Below are 25699 nucleotides of genomic sequence, written 5' to 3'. Positions count from 1 at the left end.
ACGCGATGAACGATGCCCGCGCCTACATGATCGGCAAACGTCTGATCGAGGCGGGCAAATCGCCCGATCCGGCGGTGATCGCGGATCCAACGGCTGATCTCAAACCGCTTCTGAAAGCGTGAGGATCATCGGAGGCCAAAGACGCGGTTTGAAGCTCGCCGACGTCGGCACGGGCGACGCCGCCGCGCATCTACGCCCCACCTCGGACCGCGTGCGCGAGGCGATCTTCAACCTCCTGATGAACGGGCCTTACGGCAACCCGGTGCAGGATGCCCGGGTCTTGGACCTCTTTGCCGGGACCGGGGCGCTGGGGCTGGAAGCTCTGTCGCGCGGCGCTGCCCGCGTGGCCTTCGTCGATGACGGCACCACCGCCCGCGCGCTTCTCAGGCAGAACATCGAGAAGATGCAGGCGATGGGTGCGACGGATGTCTGGCGTCGTGATGCCACCCGGATGGGCCCCAATCGCGGGCCCAACTACAACCTTGTCTTCCTCGACCCGCCCTATGGCAAGGGGTTGGGTGAAAGGGCTCTGACCTCACTTGCCGAAGGCGGTTGGCTCGCCCCCGGAGCGCTGATCGTCTGGGAAGAGAACACTTCGCCCGTTCCGCCCGAGGGATTCATCCAGCGCGACCAGCGCCGTTACGGCGAGACACTCATCACCATTCTTGAAGCCGCCGCATGAGGCCGGCCGCCGTCCTTTTCGACTGCGACGGGGTGATTGTCGACAGCGAGCCCATCACCGACCGGGTGATCGTAGCGAACCTCGCCCGCCATGGTTTCGAGATTACACGTGCCGAGGTCTCGACCCTTTTTCTCGGCGGCACGATCGGCGGGGTTGCTGAAACCGTCCGGGCGCGCGGCATTGTCCTGCCCGATGACTGGGTCCCCAGGATTTACGAGGAAATCTTCACGAGCCTCGCTGCAGGCACACCGCTTATTTCCGGCATCGAGGTCGTACTCGATGCACTCGACGCAGCCCGTATTCCCTATGCGGTCGGCTCCAACGGGCCGCATGCCAAAATGCAGGTGACGCTTGGCCAGCACCCGGCACTTCACGCCCGACTCACCGGCCGCATTTTCTCGCGCGAGGATGTCGCACGGCCGAAACCCGCGCCCGACCTCTACCTTCATGCCGCCCGCGCACTTGGCGTCCGGCCGGAATCCTGCGTGGTGATCGAGGACAGCGCCACCGGTATCCGCGCGGCCCGCGCCGCCGGGATCACTGCATTCGGCTATGTCCCGGACGGCACGGGCGAAAGATTGGAGGCCGAAGGGGCCCATATCTTCCGAAGCATGGACGACCTGCCCGCTTTGATCGGCATCTGATCGATTTCGACAGAACCCATTCGACATGCGGGATGCCCGGCACGTTTAGGGTGTCGTCGCTGAACCAACCGCCCTATCGGAGGGTCAGGCGTTAAAGAGGAAGTGCAGCACGTCGCCGTCCTTGACCTCATAGGTCTTGCCCTCGACCCGGAACTTGCCTGCCTCGCGCGCGCCTGCCTCGCCGTTTCCAGCGATGTAGTCATTGTAGGCAATGGTCTCGGCGCGGATGAAGCCGCGTTCGAAATCGCCGTGGATGACCCCGGCAGCCTGCGGCGCGAGCGTGCCCTTCTCGATGGTCCATGCGCGGGCCTCCTTCGGGCCCACGGTGAAATAGGTCTGCAGGCCCAGAAGGTCGTAACCCGCCCGGATCAGCCGGTCGAGGCCCGCCTCTTCCAGCCCCATTTCCCCAAGGAACATGGCCGCATCATCCGCGTCCATCTGCGCCAGTTCTTCCTCGATCTTGGCCGAGATCACGACGGAGCCTGCCCCCTGCGCGGCGGCCATCTCGGCCACCTTCGCTGACAGCGAGTTTCCGGATGCGGCAGAGGATTCCTCGACGTTGCAGACAAATAGCACGGGCTTCGAGGTCAGAAGCTGCAGCATGTCCCAAGCCTTGCGATCCTCGTCGGTCACGGTGATGGTGCGGGCGGGGTTTCCCGCCTCAAGCGCCGCCAGCGCCTGCTTCATCAACTTTTCCTGCGCCACGGCCTCCTTGTCGCCGCCCTTTATCTTGCGGGCAATGTTGGCCAGCCGCCGCTCGATCGATTCCATGTCGGCGATCATCAGTTCAGTCTCGATGGTCTCGGCATCCGCAATCGGGTCGATCCGACCCTCGACATGGGTGACATCGCCATCCTCAAAGCAGCGCAGGACATGGGCGATGGCATCGACCTCGCGGATATTCGCCAGGAACTGGTTGCCGAGGCCCTCGCCCTTTGACGCGCCGCGCACAAGCCCCGCGATATCGACGAAGGTGATGCGGGTCGGGATGATCTGTTTCGACCCTGCAATGGCCGCCAGTTTCTCAAGCCGCGGATCGGGCACGGCCACGTCACCCACATTCGGCTCGATCGTGCAAAAGGGAAAATTCGCGGCCTGAGCGGCAGCGGTGCGGGTCAGCGCATTGAAAAGGGTGGACTTGCCCACATTCGGCAGCCCGACGATACCCATTCTAAAGCCCATGATCGCGCACCTTCCGTTGAAATCCGGCGCATCTATGGGGGAAGGCGGCACGGGGTCAAGCCCTGTGGAGACCAGCCTGCAGATCCGATGCGGAGCTGACATGCATTGATGGTTAAAGGAATCGGGAGACAGGCGTAGACTTTCACGCACTCAGATGCCTCACAACCTAACAAAGCCGGCAGGACCGGCGCAATACGGGGGGATTGGAACGATGAAAGCCGACGCCAGAACGGAAGCCGAGGTCAGGAAAGTCATCGGGCAGCTTTCTGAGCACTACGAGAAGCGGAACCTGAAGGAACTGATGGCCTGTTTCGGAACCGATCCGGATGTGATGGTCTTTGGCACGGGCGTGGACGAAAAACCGGTCGGGCCATCTGCCATAGAGGCGCAGGTCAAGCGCGACTGGGCACAAACCGAAGCCATCGCCATCAGGCTGTCCGATGCGGTGGTTTCAGCTGCCGGCAACGTCGCCTGGGTGTCCGGCAGCGGTGCCTTCGAAATCTCCGCAGGGGGTCAAGATATGCGGATGCCCGCCCGCATCACCTACGTGCTCGAAAACCGGGATGATGGTTGGCGGGTAGTCCAGGCGCATTTCTCCGCCCCGGCTGCCGATCAGGCAGAGGGCAGTTCGATTCCTGCGGCAAGCTGACCGGCGACGGCCTGAACACATCGTTGCGACCCTTGATCGCCGCAACACCGGTGCGATTTGGCGTGCCCTATTCGCCTGTAACACAAGCAGGCCATTGATTTTCGCCGCGCGTTTCTGCACTACCCCGGGAAAGCTGATGGAGTTGCCGCATGACCCGGATCGAAAAGAAATTCGCCGCGCTGAAAGCCGAAGGCAAAAAGGCCTTCGTCTCTTACATCATGGCGGGCGATCCGGACCTTGCGACATCCCTTGAGCTCATGAAGGGCCTGCCAGGCGCAGGCGTCGACGTCATCGAACTCGGGATGCCCTTCACCGATCCGATGGCCGACGGTCCGACGATCCAGCTCGCCGGTCAGCGCGCATTGGAAGGCGGGCAGACTTTGCAGAAGACGCTCGACATGGCGGCCGCGTTCCGGAAGGGCGACGATGAAACCCCCATAGTGATGATGGGCTACTACAACCCGATCTATTCGCGCGGCGTGGACAAGTTTCTTGCCGATGCCAAAGCGGCGGGCGTCGATGGTCTCATCGTTGTCGACCTGCCGCCGGAAGAGGATGAGGAGCTTTGCATCCCTGCCCAGAAAGCGGGCCTCAACTTCATCCGCCTTGCGACGCCCACGACCGATGACAGACGCCTGCCCAAGGTGCTGCAGAATACCTCGGGCTTTGTCTATTACGTCTCGATCACCGGCATCACCGGCGCCGCCGCCGCAGAAGCCAGCGATGTCGGCCCCGAAGTCGCGCGGATAAAGGCGGCGACCGATCTTCCGATCATCGTCGGCTTCGGCATCCGCTCGCCGGAAACCGCCAAAGCCATCGCCTCGGTCGCCGACGGCGCGGTTGTCGGCTCCGCCATCGTCAAGATGGTCGAGGAAAAGAAACCGGCCGCAGAGATCCTCGCCTTCGTCAAAGGCCTCGCCGACGGCGCTCACAGCGCCTGACCGTTCCCACTTCTTCTGTTCAGAAATACCTCCCGCCGGGGGCAACCCGAGTGGTTTCCGGGAACCGGAAACCGCGAGAGAAAGTCTCGCGCCCGGAACGGGCGCTCCATTAGATCAGACCGGACCGACAGCGGTTTCCATCAGAACCGGTTGCGGCACGATCTCGGTCGCGCGCCGGTGTGTCGCCGAGAGGTGAACCTTCGGCGCGCAGCCCTCGTCATGGGCCTGCAGGAACCGTGACGCGCAAAGACACCAGCGGTCGCCCGGTTTCAGCCCGGGAAAGCGAAATTCCGGGCGCGGCGTCGACAGGTCATTGCCGACATATTTCGACCAGGCGAGGAATTCGGCCGTCATCTCCACGCAGACCGTGTGGCTGCCCTGATCCTCGGCGCAGGTATTGCAGTGGCCGTCGCGGAAAAAGCCCGTCATCGGATTGGTCGAACAGGGCTCAAGCCGACCGCCCATCACATTCACCGCAGCGTCCTTTTCCATCACCTGCCCCCTATCTGCTTGCGGCAATCGCCTTGAACATCGCCTCGTTCTCCGCCTCGACCCCGTCCTCGCGGAATCTCCGATCAGCGGCGTTGACGACGATCACCGTATCATGGCGGGGTGAGATATAGATATACTGGCCATAGATGCCCCGTGCCATGACATCGCCCCCGGCATCCTCGGGTATCCACCACTGATAGCCGTAAAGCGCGCCATCCGGCGCGGAAGGTCTGATCGACGCCGCGATCCAGTCTCCTGACACGATCCGCCGCCCCTGCCACTCGCCCCCTTGCAAAACCATCTGCCCGAACCGCGCATAGTCGCGCGCCCTCATGTTCAACCCGCCAAGGACAAAGGCCGTGCCCTCGCCATCGGTCAGGAAATAGGGCTCAGCCTCAAAGCCCATCGGCTGAATGACCCGCTCCACCATCAGGTCGGCCGGGTCGCGCCCCGTCGCCCCGGCAATGATCATGCCAAGTACATGCGTGTCGATCGAAACGTATTTCCAGCGCGTGCCGGGCTCTGCCTCCCGCTCCCGCAGGCTGATGGCAAATTCGTCCATCGACCCGCCCAGCGCCAGCACCCGGCCCATTCGATTGATGTCGGAATGAAAATCCAGATAGTCCTCATCGAATTTCACGCCCGTGGTCATGTTCAGAACCTGGCGGACCGTCGTCCCGTCATAGGCCGTGCCCTTCAGCGTCGGCACGTAGCGCAGCACCGGATCGTCGAGTGAGGCAATGGCGCCCTCTTCCAGCACCGTGCCGAAAAGGACCGACAGAAAGCTCTTGGCCATCGACCAGCTGATCCGCAGGTCCCCGGCCCCGGTGCCGCGATAGTAGCTTTCATGGACGATGCGGCCGCCTTTCAGCACCAGAAGGGCGGTGACGGCGCGGTCCTCGATCCATTGGGCGGTTCCCTGCGGCAGTTCCATCGCGGGGCCTTCGGGCAATGGCGAAACCGGATGATCGCCACGCGGCAATGGCCGGGTGAGGAAAAGGTCGTTCATATGGCTGAAGTTGCGAGTGATCTTTTCTTCCGTGAAGAGCGAGTTCACCGCCATGAGTCGGGTGATCTCTTCGCGTTTCCAGAAGGCGACGGCCAACGCCACGACCAGTACCAGAGCGGCGATTTTGCCCGCAATTCTCAGAAACTTCCGCATAGGCCCCTCCGTCCGGGCCGCAGCGAACCACCCGCTCGCCCGGCAGGCAAGCGTAACCTAACGGAACCGGTCCAGCAGGCGTTGCAGCGGGGAACGGGCGTCGCTGTCCGGCGAGGCTTCCTCGACCACCGGCGCTTGCTCGGCAGGGTCGGGCGTTGCGGGGGCCTTTGACGAGCGGGGCGGAGCGGTTCGCAAGGCAACGGCATTGGCGAACCGTGCGGCATCGCCAGAGGCGAGCGCGACTGCGCCATCGGAGATGCCGCGCAGAAGATCGTCCAGCCAGTCCTGATCGGCCTTGGCGAAATCCGACAGCACATAGGGCGCGACGCGATCCTTGTGGCCGGGATGGCCGATGCCCAGCCTCACCCGCTGATAGGCCTCGCCAATATGCTGGTGGAGCGAGCGGAGCCCGTTATGCCCGGCATGACCGCCCCCCTCCTTCACCCGACACTTGCCAGGGGCGAGGTCCAGTTCGTCATGGAAGACGGTCACATCGGCAGGCTCAAGCTTGTAAAACCGCATCGCCTCGCCGACTGATTGGCCGGAAAGATTCATAAAGGTCTCGGGTTTCAGCAGCACAACGCGCTCCGAGCCAAGACGGCCCTCGCTTATCTGTCCCTGAAATTTCGCGCGCCAGGGCGCAAATCCGTGATCGGCGGCGATCCGGTCAATGGCCATAAAGCCGATATTGTGGCGGTTCCCTGCATATTTCGGCCCGGGATTTCCGAGCCCGACCATCAACCGCATAGCATCCTCTCTGCTTGCGCCGCCACCCTAGAATCCGGCTTGGGCCCACGCAACCATGTGCCCGCAGGACTCATGTTCCGCCCACGCATGAAAAAGAAAACGCGGGACCCGAGGGACCCGCGCCGATTAGTCTGTCCCTCGAAGAGGCGGGGATTATTCCTCGTCGCCTTCGGCTTCTTCGCCTTCGTCGCCGCCTTCGGAATCAGCCGAACGCAGACCCGACGGGGCCGCGATGTTGGCGATGACGAAGTTGCGCTGAATCGTCGGCTTGGCACCGGCGGGCAGCTCGATGTCACCGATATGGATGACATCGCCGATTTCGCGACCGGTCAGGTCGACGGTGATGTGATCGGGGATATCACCCGCGGTCACTTCCAGTTCAACCTCAGGACGCACCACGACGAGCGTGCCGCCCTTGCGGAAGCCCGGTGCCTTGTCCTGGTTCTCGAAGGTGACGTGGATGTAGAGCGCGATCCGCGAGGTGCGCTTCAGCCGCATCAGGTCGAGATGGGTCGGCAGATCCTTCACAACGTCGCGCTGGACGTTGCGGCAGATCACGCGGACGTCTTCCTGGCCCTCAACCTTGAGGTTGAAGAGCGTCTGAAGGAAGCGGCCTGCCTTCAGCTTCTTGAGAAGCATGTTGTAGTTCACGTTGATCGCGAGCGGGTCCTTGCCGCCGCCATAAACGATGCCGGGTACGTTGCCCTCACGACGAGCTTGACGAGCGGCCCCCTTGCCTGTCCCCGTCCGTACCTCGGCGATAAGATCGGGGATCTCACCAGCCATTGGTCTCTCCATAGATGTTTAAGGGCATCCTCCAAGGGTGCATGCCCATGAAGGCGGGCGTATAGAGCGGATCGGCGCAGAAGAAAAGCAGATTCTTCCTCATGCAGGTCTGCTTACGGATGGCAATATTTAGTGACTGTCCGACCCCGCGCCGCCATGTTAGCCCGATGCGCGGAGGAAGTGTGGTCATGTCGGTGGGAACGGTCATCTCGGTTGCACGCGCACAGCATCTCGCGCTGGCGGCGGTCGGGGTGTTCTGGGGCAGTTTCGCCGCACTTGTGCCGGACATCAAATCGGGCATCGGCGCCGCGGACGCCGCCTTCGGTCTTGCGCTGATGATGGCGGCAGCAGGCGGGATTCTGGCGATGGCGCTCGCGCCCCGTATCATGGGCCTTCTCGGTCGCTGGGGTCTTCCCGTTGCGGGGACCCTTCTTGCTACCGCCATGCTCGCCCCGCTTTGGCCAAGGGGCGTTCTCGGCTTCGGCTGTGCCATGGCGGTGATCGGGGCAAGCGTTTCACTTCTGGATATCGGCGCAAACATGCGGCTTTCCGTGCTGGAGGACCGCCACCGCCTGCATCTGATGAATTTCAGCCACGCCATGTTTTCGCTGGCCTTCGCGGCCACGGCGCTGGCCGTCAGTATCGCGCGAAAGGCCGGATACGGGCCTGTCGACGTGCTGCCCTGGTCGGCGGCTGCCGGTCTCCTTCTCGCCGTTCTGATGTACGAAAGCCAGAACTGGCGCGATGCCGATCCCGCGCCGGACGGGGCCGACGGGCGCACGCCCTGGGTGCCGATCCTGCTTGTCGCGGCAGTTCTCACGGCGTCTTTCATCAGCGAGAACGCGACTGAAACCTGGTCGGCGCTGCATATCGAACGCACGCTTGGTGGTCCGCCCGGCGAAGGCGGCTTCGGTCCGGCGGCCTTTGGCCTGATGATGGGAATCGGCCGCCTTCTGGGTCAGGTCGCGGCGCACCGGCTGGGTGAGATCCGGCTCGTCTTCTGGTCGGCGGTCGCAGGGATCGCGGGCGCCGTGGTTCTAGTGATCGCCCCAACGCCGACAATCGGCGTTTTGGGCGTTGGCCTCCTTGGGCTCGGTGTCGCGGTCGTCGTGCCGTCCGCCAACTCTATCCTCGGCCGTCTGGTGCGGCCCGATCAGCGCGGTCACGCGATTTCACGCGCCTGGATGATCGGCTTTTCCGCCTTCTTCGTCGGCCCCGCCATGATGGGCGCGGTCGCTGAAGTAGCAGGCTTGCGTTTCGCTTTCGCAATTCTGGCAATCGTCATGGCCACGATCCTGCCGTGTGTTCTTGCGTTGCGACGGCGCGGTGGGTGAACCGTTTCGAGAGGGGGGATCAACCTGCGTCAGTTGACGATGGGTCAGAGATAGCGGTCGAGGAAATCCTTCGGCATCAGCACATTGTGTTTTCCGACATTCCCAAGCCGCGTTTCACCGCAGAGCGCCATCGAGGTGTCCAGCTCCTTGTGGATGACCTCCAGCGCTTTGGTCACGCCCGCCTCACCCATCGCGCCAAGTCCGTAAACGAAGGCCCGACCGATCATCACGCCCTTGGCGCCCAATGCCACCGCCTTCAGCACATCCTGGCCCGAGCGGATACCGCCATCCATCCAAACCTCGGTCTTGTCGCCGACCGCCGCCGCGATCTCGGGGACCATCCGGATTGACGAAAGCGCACCGTCAAGCTGCCGTCCGCCATGGTTCGAAACGACGATGGCATCGGCACCGATCTCGGCCGCTTTCTGCGCGTCCTCGGCCTCCATCACACCTTTCAGGATCACCTTACCGCCCCACATATCCATGAGCTTGCGGATTTTGTCCCAGTTCAAGGCATGATCGAACTTCTCCGCCGTCCAGGCGGAGAGCGAGGAGGGATCGGAAACGCCTTCGACATGGCCAACGATATTGCCGAAGAAGCGGCGCTTGGTTTGCAGCATCTCAAGACCCCAGGCCCACTTGGTGGCAAGGTTCAGCATAGTTGGAATAGTGAATTTCGGCGGCGCCGACAGGCCGTTCTTCAGATCCTTATGCCTCTGGCCGAGGATTTGCAGATCGACCGTGATCACCAGCGCCGAACAGCCTGCCGCCTTGGCGCGGTCGATGATCTTCCGGTTAAAGTCGTCGTCGTTCAGCGTGTAGATCTGAAACCAGAACGGCTTCGTGACGTGATCTGCGACATCCTCGATCGAGCAGATCGACATGGTCGACAGCGTGAAGGGCACGCCGAACTTTTCCGCCGCACGCGCGGCCTTGATCTCGCCATCCGCGTTCTGCATGCCGGTCAGACCCACCGGAGCAAGTGCTACCGGCATCGCCACATCCTGCCCTACCATCTGTCCGGCGGTGCTGCGGCCGGTCATGTCGACCGCAATGCGTTGTCGCAGACGGATTTCGGCAAAGTCTGTGACATTTTCCCGAAAGGTCTGTTCCGTCCAGCTTCCGGATTCCGCATAATCATAGAACATGCGCGGCGCCCGGCGGCGGTAGAGGCGTTTCAGATCCTCAATACAGGTGATGACGGGCATGGGCGCCTCCAAATTGGTAATTTTTATTTACCAATTTATGAGTCCCGGTGCAACGCGTTTTCCACTTGCGCTTGGCGTGACGGCGGGTTCGAGTGTCCGCGAATTCGGAGGGCAGGTATGGACGCGGTCTGGTGGGGGCTTCTCGGTGGTCTGGTCGCCATGGCCGCGACGACGATCGGGGCGGTTCCGGCGCTTATCGGGCGGACCATGTCGCAGCGCACCAGCGACACGATGCTGGGATTTGCGGCGGGTGTCATGCTCTCGGCCGCATATTTTTCGCTGATCCTGCCCGGGATCGAGGCCGCCGAGGGGCTTTACGGCTCGCTCGTCATTGCGGCGCTTGTCGCGGGCGCTGGAATTGCTCTGGGTGCCGGTTTCGTCGCTTGGCTGAATGCCACCCTGCCGCATGAGCATTTCTTCACCGGGACCGAGGGCGGTGGCCATGCCGCGGCACTTGCCCGGATCTGGCTTTTCGTCATCGCCATCACCATTCACAACTTCCCCGAGGGTCTGTCGATCGGCGTGGCCTTCGGTGGCGGGGATGTGACCAACGGGTTCTCGGTGATGACCGGTATCTCGCTTCAGGACATGCCGGAAGGGCTGGCCGTCGCGGTCGCCCTTGTCGGACGCGGCTATTCGCGGGGCAAGGCGTTCTTCGCGGCCTTTCTCACCGGTCTGGTCGAACCGATTGGCGCTTTCCTCGGCGCGGCGGCGGTATCGGTCTCTTCCGGCCTGCTGCCCTGGGGGCTGACCTTTGCGGCGGGCGCGATGCTCTACATCATCAGTCATGAGATCCTGCCCGAGACGCACCGGAACGGGCATCAGGACCGGGCGACCGCAGGGCTGATCTTCGGCCTTATCCTGATGATGGTTCTGGACGTGACGCTCGGCTGAACCGCTCATACCGTGTGCAGGTAGAGATCGTAATCGACCTCGGAAATCGTGCGCGCCACGCGGGCATATTCGGCGGCCTTCACCGCCGTGAAGGTGCGGTGCATGTCCTCGCCCAGGGCCGATTTCAGGAACTCTGAACCCTGCGCCGCCTCGATGGCGGATTTCCAGTCGCGCGGGATCGCCGGGCCGTCCGGGTCCTCGGCATAGCCGTTGCCGGTCGTCTCGGGCCCCGGGTCCATCTTGTTGTCGAGCCCGTGCAGGATGCCCGCGAGCACCGTTGCCGCCACCAGATAGGGATTGGCGTCGACGCCCGAGGGGCGATGTTCGATCCGCCGCGCCTTCACGTCGCCTGCGGGCACACGCAGGGCGACGGAACGGTTGTTGACGCCCCAGCTTGTGGAAACTGGCGCATAGCTCTGGTTGGCAAAGCGGCGCCAGGAATTCAGATGCGGCGCGAAGACCAGCATCGCCTCGCCCATCGTCGCCCGAAGCCCGCCGAGCGCATGTAAAAGCGTGTCTGTCCAACCGGAATCCGGCTTTTCAGCGAAGACATTCTCGCCCTTGTCGTTCATCAGCGAGACGTGGAAATGCATCCCCGATCCGGCATAATCGGCAATCGGCTTGGCCATGAAACAGGCAACGACGCCATGCGCCCGCGCCTGCGCCCGCACGATCCGCTTCAGCCGCATCAGGTCGTCCGCCGCCTGCATCACATCCTCGCGGTAATGCAGCGTCAGTTCGTACTGGCCTGGCGCGTATTCCGAGATCATCGTCTCGGCCGTGATCCCGGCCTTCGCCGCCCCGGCATAGATGTCCGAGAACAAGGGCAGCATCCCGTGCAGGTGATCGACGGAATAGACCTCGGTCTTGTGGCTGTCGCGGCCGTCGAGGACGTCAGCGGCGGGGCGGACCTTGCCATCGGGGCCGCGATCCTTGGCCAAGAGGAAGAATTCAAGTTCGAACGCCCCGGCGGGCTTCAGCCCACGTTTGGCGAATGCATCCACCTGCCGTTGCAGCGCGTGGCGGGGGTCCGAGGTCATCGGCCTGCCGTCAAGCTCGTAGAGCGACATCAGCACCTCGGCGCGGGGCGGGGTAGTGTTGTGCAGCGCCTTCAGCGTGCCGGGGATCGGCCAGGCGCGCAGGTCGCCATCGCCCTGATCCCAGATGAGGCCGGTCTCATCCACGTCCTCGCCGCAGATGTCGAGGCCGAGGATCGAGATCGGCATATGCCGCCCGGATTTGTAGAGCGAGGGAAGTTCATGGCGGCGGATGATCTTGCCACGTCCGATGCCGTTGGAATCGTGCAGCACGATGTCCACGGCCTCAATCTCAGGATGGGCGGCCAGAAAGTCTTCGGCCTCGGCAAGGGTCGCGCCCGAGGGGCAGGAATTTGGCATGGTGGTCCTCAGGCAAAAAGTTCGGTCAGGATGTCGTCAAATGCGGCAATGAGGCGGTCGATCTGGCGTTTCTTGGTCACCGGGCTGACCAGCATCATGTTGTGGAACGGCGCGATCAGGCACCCGCGATTGAGCAGTGACGTGTGCAAAGTCGCCTCGACCTCGGGCATATGGGCCTTGCCCGCCTCGGTTCCGTTTTTCAGCGGGCCGTGGGCGCAGATGAACTCCACCCGCGCGCCGACTCGGACGACATGCCAAGGCGCGCTATGCGCCTCGATCACCCGTTTCAGGCCGGAATAGAGCCTCTCCGCACCATTCTCCATGCGCGCGTAGTTCTTGGCTGTCATCACTTCAGCAAGGTTGGCGGTCAAGCAGGCAAACTGCATCGGGTTGGCCGACAAAGTCGTGCCCATGCCGGAATGACCCGAGGCGCGCCCGGCATTGTAGCGGATGTAATCCCTGGCCAGTTTCGGCCTGAGCCCCCAGACGGCGGTCGGCATCCCGCCCGCCACGCACTTGCCGACGACGAAGATATCGGGGTTCAGCCCGTGAACGCCGGTATAGCCGCCAAGGCCCGAGGAAATCGTGTGGGTTTCGTCGATGATCAGCAGCGCGCCGTACGTCGTCGCAAGCTTGCGCAACCCGTCGTGGAAGCCCGGATCAGGCAGGACCATGCAGGAATTGGTCATCACCGGTTCGGTCAGGATCGCCGCGATCTCGCCCGTCTTCAGCGCCGCCTCGACACTTGCAAGGTCGTTGAACTCGGCGCAGGCGGCGAGCGTGGTCAGGTCGGTCACCTGCCCGGTCAGGCCGGGGCGGGTGATCGTCTGGCCATCCGACAGTTCCACCATCGCGTCATCGACGGTGCCGTGATAGCAGCCGTTGAAGACCAGCACCTTGGGCTTGCCGGTCACGGCGCGGGCGACCCGGATTGCAAAGCGGTTGGCGTCGGTCGCGGTCGTGGCGATCTGCCATTTGAAGTCGCCGAACCGTTTGGTCAGCAGGCGCCCCGCCTCCAGCGCCGCCTCGGTCGGCAGCATATAGGTCAGCCCGTTCCGCGCCTGCTTGCGGATCGCCTGGGCAACCGGAGCGGGCGAATGGCCGAACATCGACCCGGTATCGCCCAAGCAGAAATCATCGACCTCATGCCCGTCGATATCGGTCAGCCGTGCTTCTTCCGCCTTGGCGACCAGCATCGGGAAGGGCATGGGCCAATCCTTCATCCAGTGCATCGGCACCGAATCGAGATAGTTGCCCGCGTCCGCATCCAGCGCGGCTTTCGTCTTTGGCCGAGCGGCGGCAAAGGCCTCCGCCTCGCGTTTGGCGATGCTCTTCAGTCTGGATTTGTCGATACCGGCGATAAGGACGGGTCTGCGGGCCATGACGTCACTCCTAATGACGCGCCCTTATCTCTTAAATTTGATCAAATTGGAAGTGGAGAAATGAGGCCTCTTGGAACTGTTCAGTGTCCGTTTGATCAAACCATTGCAGCCAAGACCGCCCAGCCTGCGATCTCTGTCACTTGCTGCATCGCGCCCATCACATCGCCGGTCTGCCCACCAATCTGGCGTATGGCGACCGCGGCGAGGATGAGCGCAGCCAATGCAATAACAACAGCGGTGAGAAGTGCAGTCCCAAAACCAAGCGGCAGAAGGCACAGGAACCCGATGCCCAAGGCGATCATAGCGGGCATCGGGTCATCGCCCGCCGCCGATTGCCCCAGCCCATCGCTGCGCGCGGCGGGCATCAGAAACAGTGCGGCGGGCAGAACCGCCCGGCTGGCCGCTGCGATTCCGATGAGCGCGGCGCTGGCCGAACCGGCCTCGGCCAGTGTTGCGATGCCCGTGGCGCGGAAGCCCAGGGCGACGATCAGCGCCACCACGCCGTAAGACCCGATCCGGCTGTCGCGCATGATTTCCAGTTTACGCGCCCGGTCAGCCCCGCCGCCGAAGCCATCGGCAAGATCGGCAAGCCCATCCTCATGCATCGCGCCGGTGGCCAGCGCGCCTGCGGCCAGCGCCAGAAGCGCGGCCATTACGGGCGGCAGGCCGAGCCAGAGACTGAGGCCACAGATCATAGCGGTAATGGTCCCGACCGCGAGGCCGACAAGGGGCCATGCCCACGAGGAGGCCGCCATCGAAGGCGCCACACCGTCAATCCGCCCGGCGGGAAGACGGCTGAGCAGCATGAAAGCCAGCCGGACTTCATCGACGCGCGAAGGGCTCATGCCTCCGACACCCCAGCCTCGCCGAAGGTCGCCATGCCGTTGTGGCAGGCAAGGGCAGACCGCACGATGCCCAGCGCCAATGCCGCGCCGGAACCTTCGCCGAGCCGCATGTCGAACTCCAGCACCGGGCGCTTGTGGATCGCCGCCAGCAGCTTGCGATGCCCCGGCTCGGCCGAGGCATGGCCGACAAGGCAGTGATCCAGAAGCCGCTTGTCCGTCGCATAGAGAACGGCGGCGGCGGCGGTGCAGATGAAGCCGTCGAGGATGACCGGGATGCGCGCCGCCCGTGCGGCCAGAACCGCACCGCAGATCGCCGCCTGTTCGCGCCCACCAAGGGCGGCGAGGATTTCGGGCGCGTTGCCGATGACACCCTCATGCCGCTTCAACCCGCGCCCGATCGCGTCGATCTTTCGGGCGATTCCAGCTTTGTCAGAGCCTGTTCCGGGCCCAGTCCACTCAGCGACGTCACCGCCGAAACAGGCCGCCGCCAAAGCCGCCGCCACGGTCGAATTGCCGATCCCCATCTCGCCGAGGATCAGGATATCCGCCCCCTCATCGACCGCCGAGGCGCCCTGCCAGAGTGCATCAAGACAGTCGGTTTCCGACATTGCCGGGCCTTCGGTGAAGTCCCCCGTCGGCCGATCCAGCTCCAGCGCGATGACCGAAAGATCGGCCCCGGTCACCGCGCATAGCTGGTTGATCGCCGCCCCGCCCGAGCGGAAATTCGCGACCATCTGGGCGGTCACTTCCTGCGGATAGGGGTTGACGCCCTGGGCGCAGATGCCGTGATTGCCCGCGAAGACCAGCGCCTGCGCCCGCCAGATCTCGGGCCGCGCGGTGCCACGCCATGTGGCCATGAACTCGGCCAAAGCCTCCAGCCGCCCCAGCGAACCCGGCGGCTTGGTCAGCGAGTTCTGCCGCGCGCGCGCCGCTTCGGCGGCTGCCGTGTCGGCCTCGGGCAGCCGGTCGGTCAGTTTGGCGATGTCGGATAGGGCGGCGATGCGTGGCAGGCTCATGTCATTTCACTTTCAGGGGAAGTCCGGCAACGGCAAGCCAGACTTCGTCCGCCTCTGCCGCCACCCATTGATTGAGAAGCCCGGCCGCATCGCGGAACTCCCGGGCGAGTTTGTTTTCGGGAACGATGCCGCCGCCGACCTCGTTGGTGACGATGACCACCGGGTCGCGTTGAGCTTGCAGGGCCGCGACCAGATCGCGCCCCGCCGCTTGCCAATCGCGCCCGGCAAACATCAGGTTGGAAAGCCACAAGGTCAGGCAGTCGAGCAGACGCGGCCCCTGCCCGTCGGTCGCCTTCAGCACCCCGACAACATCCAGCGGCTCTGCATGGGTCACCCATTCCGCCCCGCGCCGCGCCTGATGGGCGGCAATGCGGTCCGACATTTCGCTGTCATGCGCCTCGGCGGTGGCGATATAGACGGCGCGCGACCCGAGACCGAGCGTCTTCGTCTCGGCGATGCCGCTTTTGCCGGATCGCGCGCCGCCGGTGATGAGTATCGTCTTGCCCATGGCGCGATGACAAAGCAGAAACGGGCGGCGCGTGAAAGGGAGAATCCGACAGTGAATGGCGATGGGGCGACAGAGCTGATGCTGATCCGGCATGCGCCCGCGCTTCATGGCGGTCGGCTGTGCGGCCGCACGGATGTTCCCGCCGATTGTTCCGACACCGCCCGCATCGCCGCACTGCGTGACCGGATCGGGCAGCCCGATCGGATTCTGGTGAGCCCCGCCCTGCGCTGCCGCCAGACGGCGCGCGCGCTCTGGCCCGATCTGGGAGCGCCTGAGACCGACGCCGCACTCTGGGAACAGGATTTCGGTGACTGGGAAGGCATGGCATTCACCGATCTGCCCGATCTGGGGGCAATTTCGTCAAGCGCGCTTGCCACTTATCGCCCGCCGGGCGGCGAGAGCTTCTCCGATCTCTGCACCCGGATCGCGCCGGTTCTGAGTGCGGCACAGGGCGGAAGCGTCGCGATCGTCGCTCATGCCGGGGTAGTGCGTGCGGGACTGGCTCTGGCCCTTGGTTCGGCGCCCGCCGCGCTCGGCTTCGAGGTCGCGCCACTGTCGCTTACCCGTGTGACCTCTCTTGGCGATGGCCGCTGGTCGGTTGGCACGGTGAACTGGGTGCCGGCATGAGACAGGGCGTGGTCCGGGTTGCCGGACATCTTGGGGAGCTCATGCAGGGGCGACTTGGGCCATCGGGCCCGGTTGCGCTGGTCTCGCTGCCCTGCCCCGTTCTCGCTGTCGAGGCCTGGCATCTGCCGGGGTCGGGCCTGTCGATCCACGGATCGGGGCAAAGATTGCTGACACCGACGCGGGCACTCGACCTCCTCGACCGGCTTGATCTGAAACTCTCGGGCCGGGTCGTCCTGTCGGCAAGCATGCCAGCGGGTGGGGGCGCCGGGGCCTCGACCGCATCGCTCGTGGCGTTGGCCCTGCTCGCCGGCGCGAATGTGCCGCCGCCCGACCTCGCCCGCGCCTGCGTCATGGCCGAGGGGGCGAGCGATCCACTGATGTTCGGAATGCCCGAGCGGCTGCTCTGGGCCTCGCGCCGGGCCGAGGTGCTGAGCCGCCTGCCGCCGATCCCGCGCTTCGATGTTGTGGGCGGGTTCTTTGGCGAACATCGCCGCACCGATCCGCGCGACATGGATTTCCCGGACATCTCCGACCTGATCTCGCCGTGGCGGGCGGCGGCGCGGGCCAGGGACGCGACGGCCTTGGCGCGGATCGCCTCGACCTCTGCCGAACGCACGCTGGCACTGCGCGGCCCCGTGGGCGATCCGACCGCCCGGCTGGCATCGTCCTTGGGCGCGCTCGGCTTCGCCATCGCCCATACCGGCTCGGCCCGGGCTTTCCTGTTCCGTCCCGGAACCGTGCCCGACAATGTCGCCCCTCGCCTGCGCCGCATGGGCTTCAGCGGCATCGTACAGTTCGCGGCCGGGGGGCAGAAGTGACCGGTGCATTGATCATGCTCGTGGCCTTGGCGCTGGATGCCGTTCTCGGCTGGCCAAAGCCGCTTTTTGCCGCGATCGGCCATCCTGTGACATGGATTGGCGCGCTGATCTCGCGGCTCGATGCGTGGCTCAACCTCGATGGCGTCGATCCGGGTCAGCGGAGGCTGGCAGGTGTCATCGCGGCCTTGGCGGTCATCGCTGTGGTCGGTGAACTCGCCTGGATCGCAACATGGTTTCTGCCAGCGGGCTGGATTGGGGTTCTTCTGGGCGGTGTGCTCGCCTGGCCCTTCGTTGCACTGCGGTCGATGCACGATCATGTTGCGGCCGTGGCGCGTCCGCTGGCCGCGGGCGATCTGGACCGCGCGCGGCATGAAGTGTCGATGATCGTGGGGCGCGATCCCTCGCGGCTCGACGAGGCTGGAGTGGCGCGCGCGGCACTTGAAAGCCTTGCCGAGAACACGTCGGACGGCATCGTCGCACCGGTCTTCTGGGGTGTCCTCTTCGGCCTGCCCGGCATCGCGGCCTACAAAGCGATCAACACGCTCGATTCGATGATCGGCCACCGGACTGAGCGGTTCGAGGCCTTCGGCTGGGCCTCGGCCCGGATCGACGATCTGGCGAACCTCATCCCCGCCCGGCTCACCGGCCTGCTTTTTGCCCTGACATCAGTACGGCCGAAGGAAGCGTTGGCGACGATGTGGCGGGATGCGGGTCATCACCGTTCACCCAATGCTGGCTGGCCCGAGGCGGCGCTGGCCGGGGCACTCGGCATAAGACTATCGGGTCCGCGCGTCTATAGCGACCGGGTCGCCGAGGAACCATGGGTCAATGGGGGCGCACCCGACCCCGGGCCACAGGATATCGTACGCGGCCTTGCCGCCTACCGCTTCGCAATGCTTGCGCTGATGCTGATCGTCGCGCTATCGGCGGCGATCTGAAGGGGGCAGGGGCAATGCGCGATCACGGCGGCAATCTTGACGGGGCCATCGGCCGTTTCGGCGGCGGCGCGACCGACTGGATCGACCTTTCGACCGGCATCAACCGGGTGCCGTATCCCGTGCCGAACTTTTCCCATACCGCGTGGACGGCACTTCCGACCCGGAGCGCGATGGAAGGGTTGCGTTCCGCCGCCGCCGGGGCCTTTGACACGAAGGCCGCGATCCTGCCGGTTTCCGGGGCGCAGGCGGCGATCCAGATGATCCCGCGCCTTGGCCTGCCGGGCCGCGCCAGGGTACTCGCTCCGACCTATAATGAACACGCCGCCGCCCTGCGGTCTGCGGGCTGGCAGGTGGAGGAGGTCACCGAACCGGCGGCTCTTGCCGGGGCCGATCTGGCGGTACTGGTGAATCCCAACAATCCCGACGGGCGTCACCTGTCACCCGGCGACGTGCTGGCACTTTCGCCCCGGGTCGGCCGGTTGGTCGTCGATGAAAGTTTCGCCGATCCCTATCCCGACATGTCCGTCGCATCGCAGGCCGGGCAGGATGGCATGGTCGTCCTGCGGTCCTTCGGCAAGTTCTTCGGGCTGGCGGGGCTCAGGCTCGGTTTCGTACTGGGCGCGGAGGCCGATATCGCCGCGCTGTCAGACATGGCCGGGCCATGGCCGGTCTCCGGCGCCGCGATCGAGATCGGTATGGCCGCACTCGCCGATCGGGAATGGGCACGGGAAACGACCGCACGCCTGATGTCGGAAACCGCGCGGCTGGATGCTCTCGCCAGAGCGACAGGCTGGACTTGTCAGGGCGGGACGGCGCTGTTCCGGCTCTATGACACAGGCGACGCAAAGGCGGCGCAGGAGCGCCTGGCCCAGGCGCATATCTGGTCGCGGATCTTCCCCTATTCAACGGGCTGGATACGGCTCGGCCTGCCGGGTGATGAGGCGGAGTGGGCGCGCGTCGCGGACGTTCTGACGGCGGGAGGGGTCTGATGCAATTCACCACGGATGAGGCCGAAACGCTTGAGCGTATCCTGAAATGGCGCCGCGACGTGCGGCATTTCAAAGCCGATCCGGTTCCGGGAAAGACCCTATCCCGCCTGAAAAATGCGATGACGGCCGCGCCTTCGGTCGGAAATGCAAGACCCTGGCGTGTGCTGCGGGTTCGGGACCGGGCGTTGCGCCAGGCTGTTCGGGACGAGTTTGAGCGTTGCAATGCCAATGCCGCGGCGGACTATGACGACACCGCCCGTGCGGAGTATATGCAGCTGAAACTCGCGGGCCTCGATGTGGCGCCCGAACACCTTGCCGTTTTCACCGTGACCGATCCCGAGGCAGGTCGTGGCCTCGGTCGACGGACGATGCCCGAGACGCTGCACCAGTCGACGGCGATGGCGATTCATACGCTCTGGCTGGCTGCGCGGGCGGAAAACCTCGGGTTGGGCATGGTGTCCATTTTGGAACCCGCCGAGATCGAGCGCCTGTTCGCCGTGCCGGAAGGCTGGGAGTTCAGTGCCTATCTTTGCCTCGGCTGGCCGGAATTCACCGATGACACCCCGCTTCTGCACCGGGTGGGCTGGCAGGAGAACCAGCCGACGGACTGGGTGGTAAGGTAGCCGGGGGCGCTGCCCCCATTGCCCGTTCCGGGCAATTCCCCCGGAGTATTTTCCGACAGAAAGTGGTCAGCAGGCCAGCGCAAGGAGGCCGTCGATGTCCAGATGCGCCTCCATATGATCGGCCAGCGCGCCGAGCGTCGCCTCGACGCCGGCTCCGTAGCTGGTGGTCGAGGCTGCCCCCAGGCGTTCGAGAAATTCGGCGCGGAACGCATCGCCCGTGAACATGCCGTGCAGGTAACTGCCGGCGATGCGACCATCGGAAGAGGTCGCGCCTTCGGGCATGCCCTCCACAAAGGCAAAAGGCCGCGCGCGGTCCGGTCCCTCGGTCCGGCCGATATGGATCTCGTAACCCTCCATTGGAGCTCCGGTCACCGCGTGGATGGCACTGGTTCGGGTCAGGCGTTTGTCGGGTGTCATTACGGTTGCAACATCGAGGAGGCCGAGCCCCCGGTCCTCACCCACAGGGCCTTCGATACCGTCGGGGTCCGCGATGGTCCGTCCCAGCATCTGGTAACCGCCGCAAATGCCCAACACATGGCCGCCGCGCCGGATATGGGCGGCAAGGTCGATGTCCCAGCCCTGTTCGCGGAGATAGGCGAGGTCGCCGCGCGTGGATTTTGAGCCCGGGATGATCACGAGCGTCGTATCGCCCGGGATTGGCTCACCCGCGCGGACCATGGTCAGGCTGATCCCCGGTTCCAGTTTCAACGGGTCAAGATCGTCGAAATTGGCGATACGGCTGAGGGCGAGGCAGGCGATCTTTAGGGGGCCGCCATCGGCGGTTCCGCGAAGATCAAGTGCATCCTCGGCGGGCAGTTTTGCGGCATCCTTGAAATAGGGCAGCACCCCGAAACCGCGCCAGCCTGTGCGGTCCTCGATCAGCCGGTAGCCATCGTCGAAAAGGCTGGGGTCGCCGCGGAACTTGTTGATCAGGAACCCCGCGACCATCTCCGCGTCCTCGGGGTCAAGCACGGCCTGCGTGCCCACGATCTGGGCGATCACCCCGCCCCGGTCGATATCGCCGGCCAGCACCACAGGCACGTTGGCGGCACGCGCAAAACCCATATTGGCGATATCGCCCTTGCGCAAATTGACCTCCGCCGGGCTGCCCGCACCTTCGACGATGACAAGGTCGTGTGCGGTTTTCAGGCGCTGGAAACTCTCCAGCACCGAGGTCAGAAGTTGTGGTTTCAGGGCGGAATAGTCTCTTGCCCGGACGGTCGTCAGCCTTTTGCCCTGAACCACGACCTGCGCGCCGGTATCAGTTTCGGGTTTCAGAAGGATAGGGTTCATGTCCGTATGCGGCTCCAGACCGCAGGCCAGTGCCTGCAAGGCCTGCGCCCGCCCGATCTCACCCCCGTCCACTGTCACGGCGGCATTGTTCGACATGTTCTGCGGCTTGAAGGGCGCGACCGATAGCCCCCGGCGCTTCGCGACCCGGCACACCCCTGCAACCAGAAGCGACTTTCCGACATTCGAGCCGCAGCCCTGGATCATCAGTGCCCGTGTCATGCCCTAGCCCTGATACGGCAGGAAGGCCTCGACAGCGGCGGTGGCAATCACGATCACATTGCCGCTGTCGGGATTGATGACATTGAGACCGCCATGGGTGGCCGTGACTGTCACGGTGCCACGGGGCAGACTGGCGGTGAGAGCCGCACAATCTATCGCCTCGGGCTTCTGTACGCCGACCGTGACCTCAACCCGCATCGCGGCATGGTCCAAGCCAAGCGCATCAAACATGGGGATTGAGGAGTGGCGGATCGCGTCCTCGATCGCGCGCCGGGCGGCCTTTTGGTAATCCTGCCCGTACTGATCGTTGCCCATGCCCATTTCGATGATGAACCGCTGATCGCTCATGCGCCCACCTCCAGTGAAACCGAAATCGCCGCATTGGCGATCACCGTCGGCTTGCCGCCATCGGTGCGGGGAACGTCAAGCCCGCCCTTCACGACCGTAACCTTCGGCTGGCCATAGGGAAAAACCGCAAGGATTGCGGCGGAATTGACCCTGTCCGGGGCCTGAACGCCGATCTCCACATCAATCAGCATGTCGCCCTTGGGTCGCCCGAACAGCTCCGCCAGATTGATCGAATTGTGCCAGAGCGCGTCTTTCACGGCGCGCACCGCAGCCTCGGTGTAATCCTGGCGGCGCAGGCTGGTGCCCATGCCGAATTCGGTCAGAAGACGTTTGGGTGCCATCAGAACTCGACCCCTTTCTGACCCTTGATCCCCGACCGGAACGGATGCTTGATCAGCGTCATCTCGGTCACGAGGTCAGCGATCTCGATCAGTTCCTCCTTGGCGTTGCGGCCCGTCAGCACGACATGGGTCATTGCCGGCTTTTCATCTTTCAGGAAGGCCACCACCTCGGCCACATCCAGATAATCGTAGCGGAGCGCGATGTTGATCTCATCGAGCAGCACCATCCGGTTCCTCTCATCCCGGATCAGTTCCTTGGCCTTCTCCCAACCCTTGCGGGCGGCAGCGATGTCGCGGGTCTTGTCCTGGGTTTCCCAGGTAAAGCCCTCGCCCATCGCGTAGAACTGGCAGAGATGGCCGAAATTCGCCTCGATCAGCGTGCGTTCGCCGGTGGACCACGCGCCCTTGATGAACTGCACCACCGCGCTGGGCATCTCATGCGCGATGCAGCGCAGGATCATCCCGAAGCCAGACGAGGATTTGCCCTTGCCCGCCCCGGTATGGACGATGATCAAGCCCTTCTCGCCCTCTTTCGTCGCCATGATCTTGTCGCGCGCGGCCTTCTTCTTGGCCATCTTCTGGGCGTGGCGTTCGGCGTCATTCACTGGCGTGGTCATGGCATGTCCCTTCTGGTCTCGGGTCGGGGTTCAATAGGCGATTGTGCGGACAATGGCGAGAGCTGCCTCATGCACGCGGCCCGCTGAAGACCGGGCGCTCAGGTGCGCCGCGCAGGGTCGGGATCAGCGTCATCAGATATACCAACCATCCCGCGACCCAAAGGATCGCGGCCAATAGGCTGAGCGCTGGAAAGCTCCCTTCCGCCAGACGCAGGCAGGCCGCAAACCAGACAAGGGCAAAGGCAATGATGCCGGGCCATCGCGCGACCAGCCGTTCCGGAGTCCGCAGGGCGACGGCGCGGGCAGCGACGGCGTGGATCAGGCAGGACATCGCCCCTGCGGTCAGCGCGTGAAGGGCATCGGGGGCGGCAAAAACCTCAACGCCCAGCAGCGCCAGACCGGTCAGGGCCAGCCCGACCGGCAGCCAGACAAAGCCGAGGTGCAGCATCAGGACCAGCGCATCATGGCGCACCGCCGCCCGCTGCCACAGGAAAAGCCGCAGCGCCTCTGCCCCCGCCGCGATCACCAGCGCGGCGCCGGCAATCGCCGCTGCGCCGGTGGCGTCCGCAACCAGCGCGGCGACAATGCCGGTCGCGCCCAGATACCCGGCGATAGCCGCCTGCGGGATCGGGGCCGCCCCTTCGGACAGAACCCGGTTCTCGGTAAAGGCCCGAACCATACGCCCCCCGATCACCGACAGGACCAGCGCGAAGACAAGAATGGCGGCGCGGGGTTCGACCAGACCAAGGATCATGGCCAGATCGGCCGCGCCGAGCAGCACCGCGAACACGGCCTGAAGCGCGCCCTTGGCCGACCGGCCCGAAATCGCCTCACCCGCGAGAAGTGCTGCAAGCCAGACGAAGAAGGCGGTGGCGGTGAGGGCGACCGGCATCAGCGGCAGCCCGGTTACTCCGGCAATCGCGATCCTGGCCGCGATCCAGAGCCCGGTCAGCACGGCGATGGGCAAACCCGAGGCGGGGGCGCGGCGGCTCCAGCTTGGCGCGGCGGTCAACGTGTATCCGGCAAAGGCCGCACCAGCGAAGCCGAAGATCATCTCATGCGCGTGCCAGAGAACAGGCGAACCCAGCGCATCCGATACCGGCCCATCCGATTCGCCGAAGTAGCGCCAGCCGATCACGATCACCGCCCAAAGCGCCGCCAGCAGAAACATCGGCCGGTGCGCCGTGGCGAAGATGCCGCCCGTGGCGCCTGCCGGGTCGTTCCTGTGCGTCGGGGCTTCGTTGCCGTCCATGCTTACCTGTGTTTGCTTGACAAGATGTGCGTCAATGCCTCAGGAGAGGCGCGCTGGTTCCTGCCTAAGGCAGGCGAAGAGGGAATGCGACAGGCTTTGCGACCACTCGTGGTCCGGGGCCGAAGCGCAGCCGCCCCCGCGACCGTGACCGGAGAGGCCCCCCACGCCCACTGGCAAGATGCCGGGAAGGGGGAGGGGCCGCCGGGGCCGTCAGGCTCCGACATCCGCAAGCCGGGAGACCTGCCAGCAAAGGAATGTGACGGCGGACGGGGGATTCCGCGACCGGCTCGGGGCAATGTGACGCCCCCCGCAGGCCCGCCCCTTTCCGCGAAATGGAAGGACCGGCGACCCGTGACCGTAACAGTTCATGTCTGCACGACCTGCCGGATGGACCAGCCTATCCCCGATGATGAGGTCCGCCCCGGAACGAAGCTTCTGGAAGCCCTGCAGGCCGCAGGCGCGCCGGAGGGCGTGCGCATCGTGCCGGTCGAGTGTCTTTCGGCCTGCGACCACGGCTGCAATATCGCGATTTCCGGCCCTGGCCGCTGGTCCTATGTCTATCGCGGGCTCAATCCCGACGAACATGTCGCGGATATCCTCGCCGGTGTCGCCGCCTATGCTGCAACGGCGGACGGCATCGTGCCATGGCGGGACCGTCCGGTGATCTTCCGCAAACAAAGCCTTGCCCGCATTCCCCCGATGGAGAGCTGAATGTCCGATCTTTCGAAAATTCCCGTCACCGTCATCACCGGCTTTCTGGGCGCGGGCAAGACGACGCTGATCCGCCACCTGATGCAGAACCCGCAGGGCAAGCGTCTGGCCGTGCTGGTCAACGAATTCGGCACCGTGGGCGTCGATGGCGATATCCTGAAAAGCTGCGCGGACGAGAATTGCCCGGCCGAAAACATCGTCGAACTGGCCAATGGCTGCATCTGCTGCACCGTCGCCGAAGATTTCATCCCGACGATCGAGGCACTTATGGCGCTGCCCGAGCGCCCCGACCATATCCTGATCGAGACCTCTGGCCTTGCTTTGCCGAAACCGCTTCTGAAGGCCTTCGACTGGCCCGCGATCCGGTCGCGCATCACCGTTGACGGGGTCATCGCGCTTGCCGATGCCGAGGCCGTCGCGGCTGGCCGGTTCGCGCCGGATGTGGACGCGGTGCAGGCCCAGCGCGAAGCCGATGACAGTATCGACCACGAAACGCCGCTGTCCGAGGTGTTCGAGGACCAGATCTCCTGCGCCGATATCGTGCTTCTGTCGAAGGCCGATCTGGCGGGTGAGGCGGGACTGGCCGCCGCCAAGGCGGTGATCGAGGCCGAAGCCCCGCGCAAGCTGCCGATCCTCGCCATGGAGGAGGGCCGCATCGACCCCGCTGTGATCCTCGGATTGAACGCCGCCGCCGAGGACGATCTCGACGCTCGCCCCTCGCACCATGACGGCCACGACGATCATGAACATGACGATTTCGACACCGTCGTCATCGACCTGCCGGAAGTCACCGATCCCGAGGCGCTGAAGGCGGCGATCACCCGCCTTGCCGAGGAGCAGAACATCCTTCGCGTGAAGGGTTATGTCGCGGTCACTGGCAAGCCGATGCGCATGCTGGTGCAGGCCGTCGGGACGCGCATCCGCGCGCAATACGACAAGCCGTGGGGCGATACTCCCCGCGCCTCTAAGCTGGTTGTCATCGGAGAACATCACGATGTCGATCCGGCCGCTATCCGCGCGGTTCTGGTGCCGGAAACCGTAGGGGCCTGATCCG

General features: G+C 64.6%; 30 protein-coding genes and 1 riboswitch. Of the genes, 14 read left to right on the top strand and 16 right to left on the bottom strand.

What is annotated here, in order from left to right; genetic code table 11:
* The 3 genes from OEZ71_RS10830 to OEZ71_RS10820 all read left to right on the top strand — a co-directional run.
* Positions 1 to 122, top strand: a 122-nt coding sequence (locus OEZ71_RS10830; RefSeq protein WP_263740005.1) for an oxidoreductase C-terminal domain-containing protein, incomplete at its 5' end; no start/stop codon positions are given.
* A complete protein-coding gene (gene rsmD, locus OEZ71_RS10825; protein WP_263739961.1) occupies positions 119 to 682 on the top strand; it encodes a 16S rRNA (guanine(966)-N(2))-methyltransferase RsmD in 564 nt (187 codons plus the stop codon). The genes OEZ71_RS10830 and rsmD, both read left to right, overlap by 4 nt.
* Complete coding sequence (locus tag OEZ71_RS10820) at positions 679 to 1326, top strand: HAD family hydrolase (RefSeq protein ID WP_263739960.1); 648 nt, start codon at positions 679 to 681, stop codon at positions 1324 to 1326. Before rsmD ends, OEZ71_RS10820 begins: the two co-directional genes overlap by 4 nt.
* Positions 1327 to 1410: 84 nt before the next feature.
* Here the strand turns inward: OEZ71_RS10820 and ychF are convergent, their stop codons facing one another.
* The gene (ychF, locus tag OEZ71_RS10815) at positions 1411 to 2508 is read right to left on the bottom strand and encodes a redox-regulated ATPase YchF (protein WP_263739959.1); all 1098 of its coding nucleotides are present in this window, start codon (positions 2506 to 2508) and stop codon (positions 1411 to 1413) included.
* Positions 2509 to 2719: 211 nt separating this feature from the next.
* Here ychF and OEZ71_RS10810 point away from each other — a divergent pair, with 211 nt between their 5' ends.
* Together OEZ71_RS10810 and trpA are read left to right on the top strand one after the other, a co-directional pair.
* Positions 2720 to 3157 (top strand): nuclear transport factor 2 family protein, encoded by a 438-nt coding sequence (locus OEZ71_RS10810; protein WP_263739958.1) that lies wholly within the window; start codon positions 2720 to 2722, stop codon positions 3155 to 3157.
* A 149-nt stretch (positions 3158 to 3306) separates the two neighbouring features.
* On the top strand, positions 3307 to 4098 hold the full coding sequence (gene trpA, locus OEZ71_RS10805) for a tryptophan synthase subunit alpha (RefSeq protein WP_263739957.1): 792 nt from the start codon (positions 3307 to 3309) through the stop codon (positions 4096 to 4098).
* Positions 4099 to 4212: 114 nt separating this feature from the next.
* On the opposite strand, the gene OEZ71_RS10800 is transcribed toward trpA, so the two are convergent.
* From OEZ71_RS10800 to OEZ71_RS10785, 4 genes are all read right to left on the bottom strand, one after another.
* Positions 4213 to 4590, bottom strand: coding sequence for a DUF2237 family protein (locus OEZ71_RS10800; protein WP_263739956.1), 378 nt, complete (start codon positions 4588 to 4590; stop codon positions 4213 to 4215).
* Positions 4591 to 4600: 10 nt separating this feature from the next.
* Complete coding sequence (locus tag OEZ71_RS10795; RefSeq protein ID WP_263739955.1) at positions 4601 to 5752, bottom strand: serine hydrolase domain-containing protein; 1152 nt, start codon at positions 5750 to 5752, stop codon at positions 4601 to 4603.
* Between the two features lie 57 nt (positions 5753 to 5809).
* Entirely contained in the window at positions 5810 to 6499 is a 690-nt protein-coding gene (pth, locus tag OEZ71_RS10790) for an aminoacyl-tRNA hydrolase (protein ID WP_263739954.1), read from the bottom strand.
* 153 nt (positions 6500 to 6652) lie between these two features.
* A complete protein-coding gene (locus tag OEZ71_RS10785; RefSeq protein ID WP_263739953.1) occupies positions 6653 to 7285 on the bottom strand; it encodes a 50S ribosomal protein L25/general stress protein Ctc in 633 nt (210 codons plus the stop codon).
* Between the two features lie 188 nt (positions 7286 to 7473).
* On the opposite strand from OEZ71_RS10785, the gene OEZ71_RS10780 reads away from it, so the two are divergent.
* Positions 7474 to 8619, top strand: coding sequence for an MFS transporter (locus OEZ71_RS10780; protein ID WP_263739952.1), 1146 nt, complete (start codon positions 7474 to 7476; stop codon positions 8617 to 8619).
* Positions 8620 to 8663: 44 nt separating this feature from the next.
* Here OEZ71_RS10780 and OEZ71_RS10775 read toward each other — a convergent pair whose 3' ends face one another.
* Positions 8664 to 9827: an alpha-hydroxy acid oxidase gene (locus OEZ71_RS10775; RefSeq protein ID WP_263739951.1), complete on the bottom strand. Its 1164-nt coding sequence runs from the start codon at positions 9825 to 9827 to the stop codon at positions 8664 to 8666.
* A gap of 117 nt (positions 9828 to 9944) precedes the next feature.
* Between OEZ71_RS10775 and OEZ71_RS10770 the strand changes: the two genes are divergently transcribed.
* The gene (locus OEZ71_RS10770) at positions 9945 to 10721 is read left to right on the top strand and encodes a ZIP family metal transporter (RefSeq protein ID WP_263739950.1); all 777 of its coding nucleotides are present in this window, start codon (positions 9945 to 9947) and stop codon (positions 10719 to 10721) included.
* A gap of 5 nt (positions 10722 to 10726) precedes the next feature.
* Here the strand turns inward: OEZ71_RS10770 and OEZ71_RS10765 are convergent, their stop codons facing one another.
* The 5 genes from OEZ71_RS10765 to cobU all read right to left on the bottom strand — a co-directional run bounded on the left by OEZ71_RS10765 (position 10727) and on the right by cobU (position 15869).
* Positions 10727 to 12118: a glutamine synthetase family protein gene (locus OEZ71_RS10765; RefSeq protein ID WP_263739949.1), complete on the bottom strand. Its 1392-nt coding sequence runs from the start codon at positions 12116 to 12118 to the stop codon at positions 10727 to 10729.
* 8 nt (positions 12119 to 12126) lie between these two features.
* The gene (locus tag OEZ71_RS10760) at positions 12127 to 13500 is read right to left on the bottom strand and encodes an aspartate aminotransferase family protein (RefSeq protein WP_263739948.1); all 1374 of its coding nucleotides are present in this window, start codon (positions 13498 to 13500) and stop codon (positions 12127 to 12129) included.
* Positions 13501 to 13595: 95 nt separating this feature from the next.
* Positions 13596 to 14345, bottom strand: a complete 750-nt coding sequence (gene cobS / locus OEZ71_RS10755; protein WP_263739947.1) for an adenosylcobinamide-GDP ribazoletransferase — start codon at positions 14343 to 14345, stop codon at positions 13596 to 13598.
* Entirely contained in the window at positions 14342 to 15361 is a 1020-nt protein-coding gene (gene cobT, locus OEZ71_RS10750; RefSeq protein WP_263739946.1) for a nicotinate-nucleotide--dimethylbenzimidazole phosphoribosyltransferase, read from the bottom strand. The genes cobS and cobT overlap by 4 nt, the downstream gene beginning before the upstream one ends.
* 1 nt (position 15362) lies before the next feature.
* On the bottom strand, positions 15363 to 15869 hold the full coding sequence (gene cobU, locus OEZ71_RS10745) for a bifunctional adenosylcobinamide kinase/adenosylcobinamide-phosphate guanylyltransferase (protein ID WP_263739945.1): 507 nt from the start codon (positions 15867 to 15869) through the stop codon (positions 15363 to 15365).
* Positions 15870 to 15875: 6 nt separating this feature from the next.
* Between cobU and OEZ71_RS10740 the strand changes: the two genes are divergently transcribed.
* Genes OEZ71_RS10740 through bluB form a run of 5 tightly spaced genes read left to right on the top strand, consistent with a single transcriptional unit; the run spans position 15876 to position 19864 of the window.
* Positions 15876 to 16496, top strand: a complete 621-nt coding sequence (locus OEZ71_RS10740; protein WP_263739944.1) for a histidine phosphatase family protein — start codon at positions 15876 to 15878, stop codon at positions 16494 to 16496.
* Positions 16493 to 17314: a propanediol utilization protein gene (locus tag OEZ71_RS10735; RefSeq protein WP_263739943.1), complete on the top strand. Its 822-nt coding sequence runs from the start codon at positions 16493 to 16495 to the stop codon at positions 17312 to 17314. The genes OEZ71_RS10740 and OEZ71_RS10735 overlap by 4 nt, the downstream gene beginning before the upstream one ends.
* Before the next feature lie 14 nt (positions 17315 to 17328).
* Positions 17329 to 18252 (top strand): adenosylcobinamide-phosphate synthase CbiB, encoded by a 924-nt coding sequence (gene cbiB / locus OEZ71_RS10730; protein WP_263740004.1) that lies wholly within the window; start codon positions 17329 to 17331, stop codon positions 18250 to 18252.
* 14 nt (positions 18253 to 18266) lie between these two features.
* The gene (cobD, locus tag OEZ71_RS10725; protein WP_263739942.1) at positions 18267 to 19241 is read left to right on the top strand and encodes a threonine-phosphate decarboxylase CobD; all 975 of its coding nucleotides are present in this window, start codon (positions 18267 to 18269) and stop codon (positions 19239 to 19241) included.
* Positions 19241 to 19864: a 5,6-dimethylbenzimidazole synthase gene (gene bluB, locus OEZ71_RS10720; RefSeq protein ID WP_263739941.1), complete on the top strand. Its 624-nt coding sequence runs from the start codon at positions 19241 to 19243 to the stop codon at positions 19862 to 19864. The genes cobD and bluB overlap by 1 nt, the downstream gene beginning before the upstream one ends.
* Positions 19865 to 19930: 66 nt before the next feature.
* Here bluB and OEZ71_RS10715 read toward each other — a convergent pair whose 3' ends face one another.
* The 5 genes from OEZ71_RS10715 to OEZ71_RS10695 form a co-directional block, all read right to left on the bottom strand.
* Positions 19931 to 21376 carry a cobyric acid synthase gene (locus tag OEZ71_RS10715; protein ID WP_263739940.1) on the bottom strand — a complete coding sequence of 482 codons (1446 nt, stop codon included), beginning with the start codon at positions 21374 to 21376 and terminating at the stop codon, positions 19931 to 19933.
* 3 nt (positions 21377 to 21379) lie between these two features.
* Entirely contained in the window at positions 21380 to 21724 is a 345-nt protein-coding gene (locus OEZ71_RS10710) for a Lin0512 family protein (protein WP_263739939.1), read from the bottom strand.
* A complete protein-coding gene (locus OEZ71_RS10705) occupies positions 21721 to 22065 on the bottom strand; it encodes a Lin0512 family protein (protein ID WP_263739937.1) in 345 nt (114 codons plus the stop codon). Before OEZ71_RS10705 ends, OEZ71_RS10710 begins: the two co-directional genes overlap by 4 nt.
* A complete protein-coding gene (gene cobO, locus OEZ71_RS10700) occupies positions 22065 to 22682 on the bottom strand; it encodes a cob(I)yrinic acid a,c-diamide adenosyltransferase (protein WP_263739936.1) in 618 nt (205 codons plus the stop codon). Before cobO ends, OEZ71_RS10705 begins: the two co-directional genes overlap by 1 nt.
* Before the next feature lie 67 nt (positions 22683 to 22749).
* The gene (locus OEZ71_RS10695; RefSeq protein ID WP_263739934.1) at positions 22750 to 23934 is read right to left on the bottom strand and encodes an NnrS family protein; all 1185 of its coding nucleotides are present in this window, start codon (positions 23932 to 23934) and stop codon (positions 22750 to 22752) included.
* A gap of 37 nt (positions 23935 to 23971) precedes the next feature.
* Positions 23972 to 24196, top strand: a riboswitch (cobalamin riboswitch).
* Between the two features lie 89 nt (positions 24197 to 24285).
* Between OEZ71_RS10695 and OEZ71_RS10690 the strand changes: the two genes are divergently transcribed.
* Positions 24286 to 24645 (top strand): DUF1636 domain-containing protein, encoded by a 360-nt coding sequence (locus tag OEZ71_RS10690; protein ID WP_263739933.1) that lies wholly within the window; start codon positions 24286 to 24288, stop codon positions 24643 to 24645.
* Positions 24646 to 25695 (top strand): cobalamin biosynthesis protein CobW, encoded by a 1050-nt coding sequence (gene cobW, locus OEZ71_RS10685; protein WP_263739932.1) that lies wholly within the window; start codon positions 24646 to 24648, stop codon positions 25693 to 25695.
* Positions 25696 to 25699: the final 4 nt, after the last annotated feature.

This window comes from Albidovulum litorale (genome assembly GCF_025751495.1).
Lineage (GTDB): Bacteria > Pseudomonadota > Alphaproteobacteria > Rhodobacterales > Rhodobacteraceae > Albidovulum > Albidovulum litorale.
This window is presented reverse-complemented; position numbering and strand designations above follow the sequence as displayed.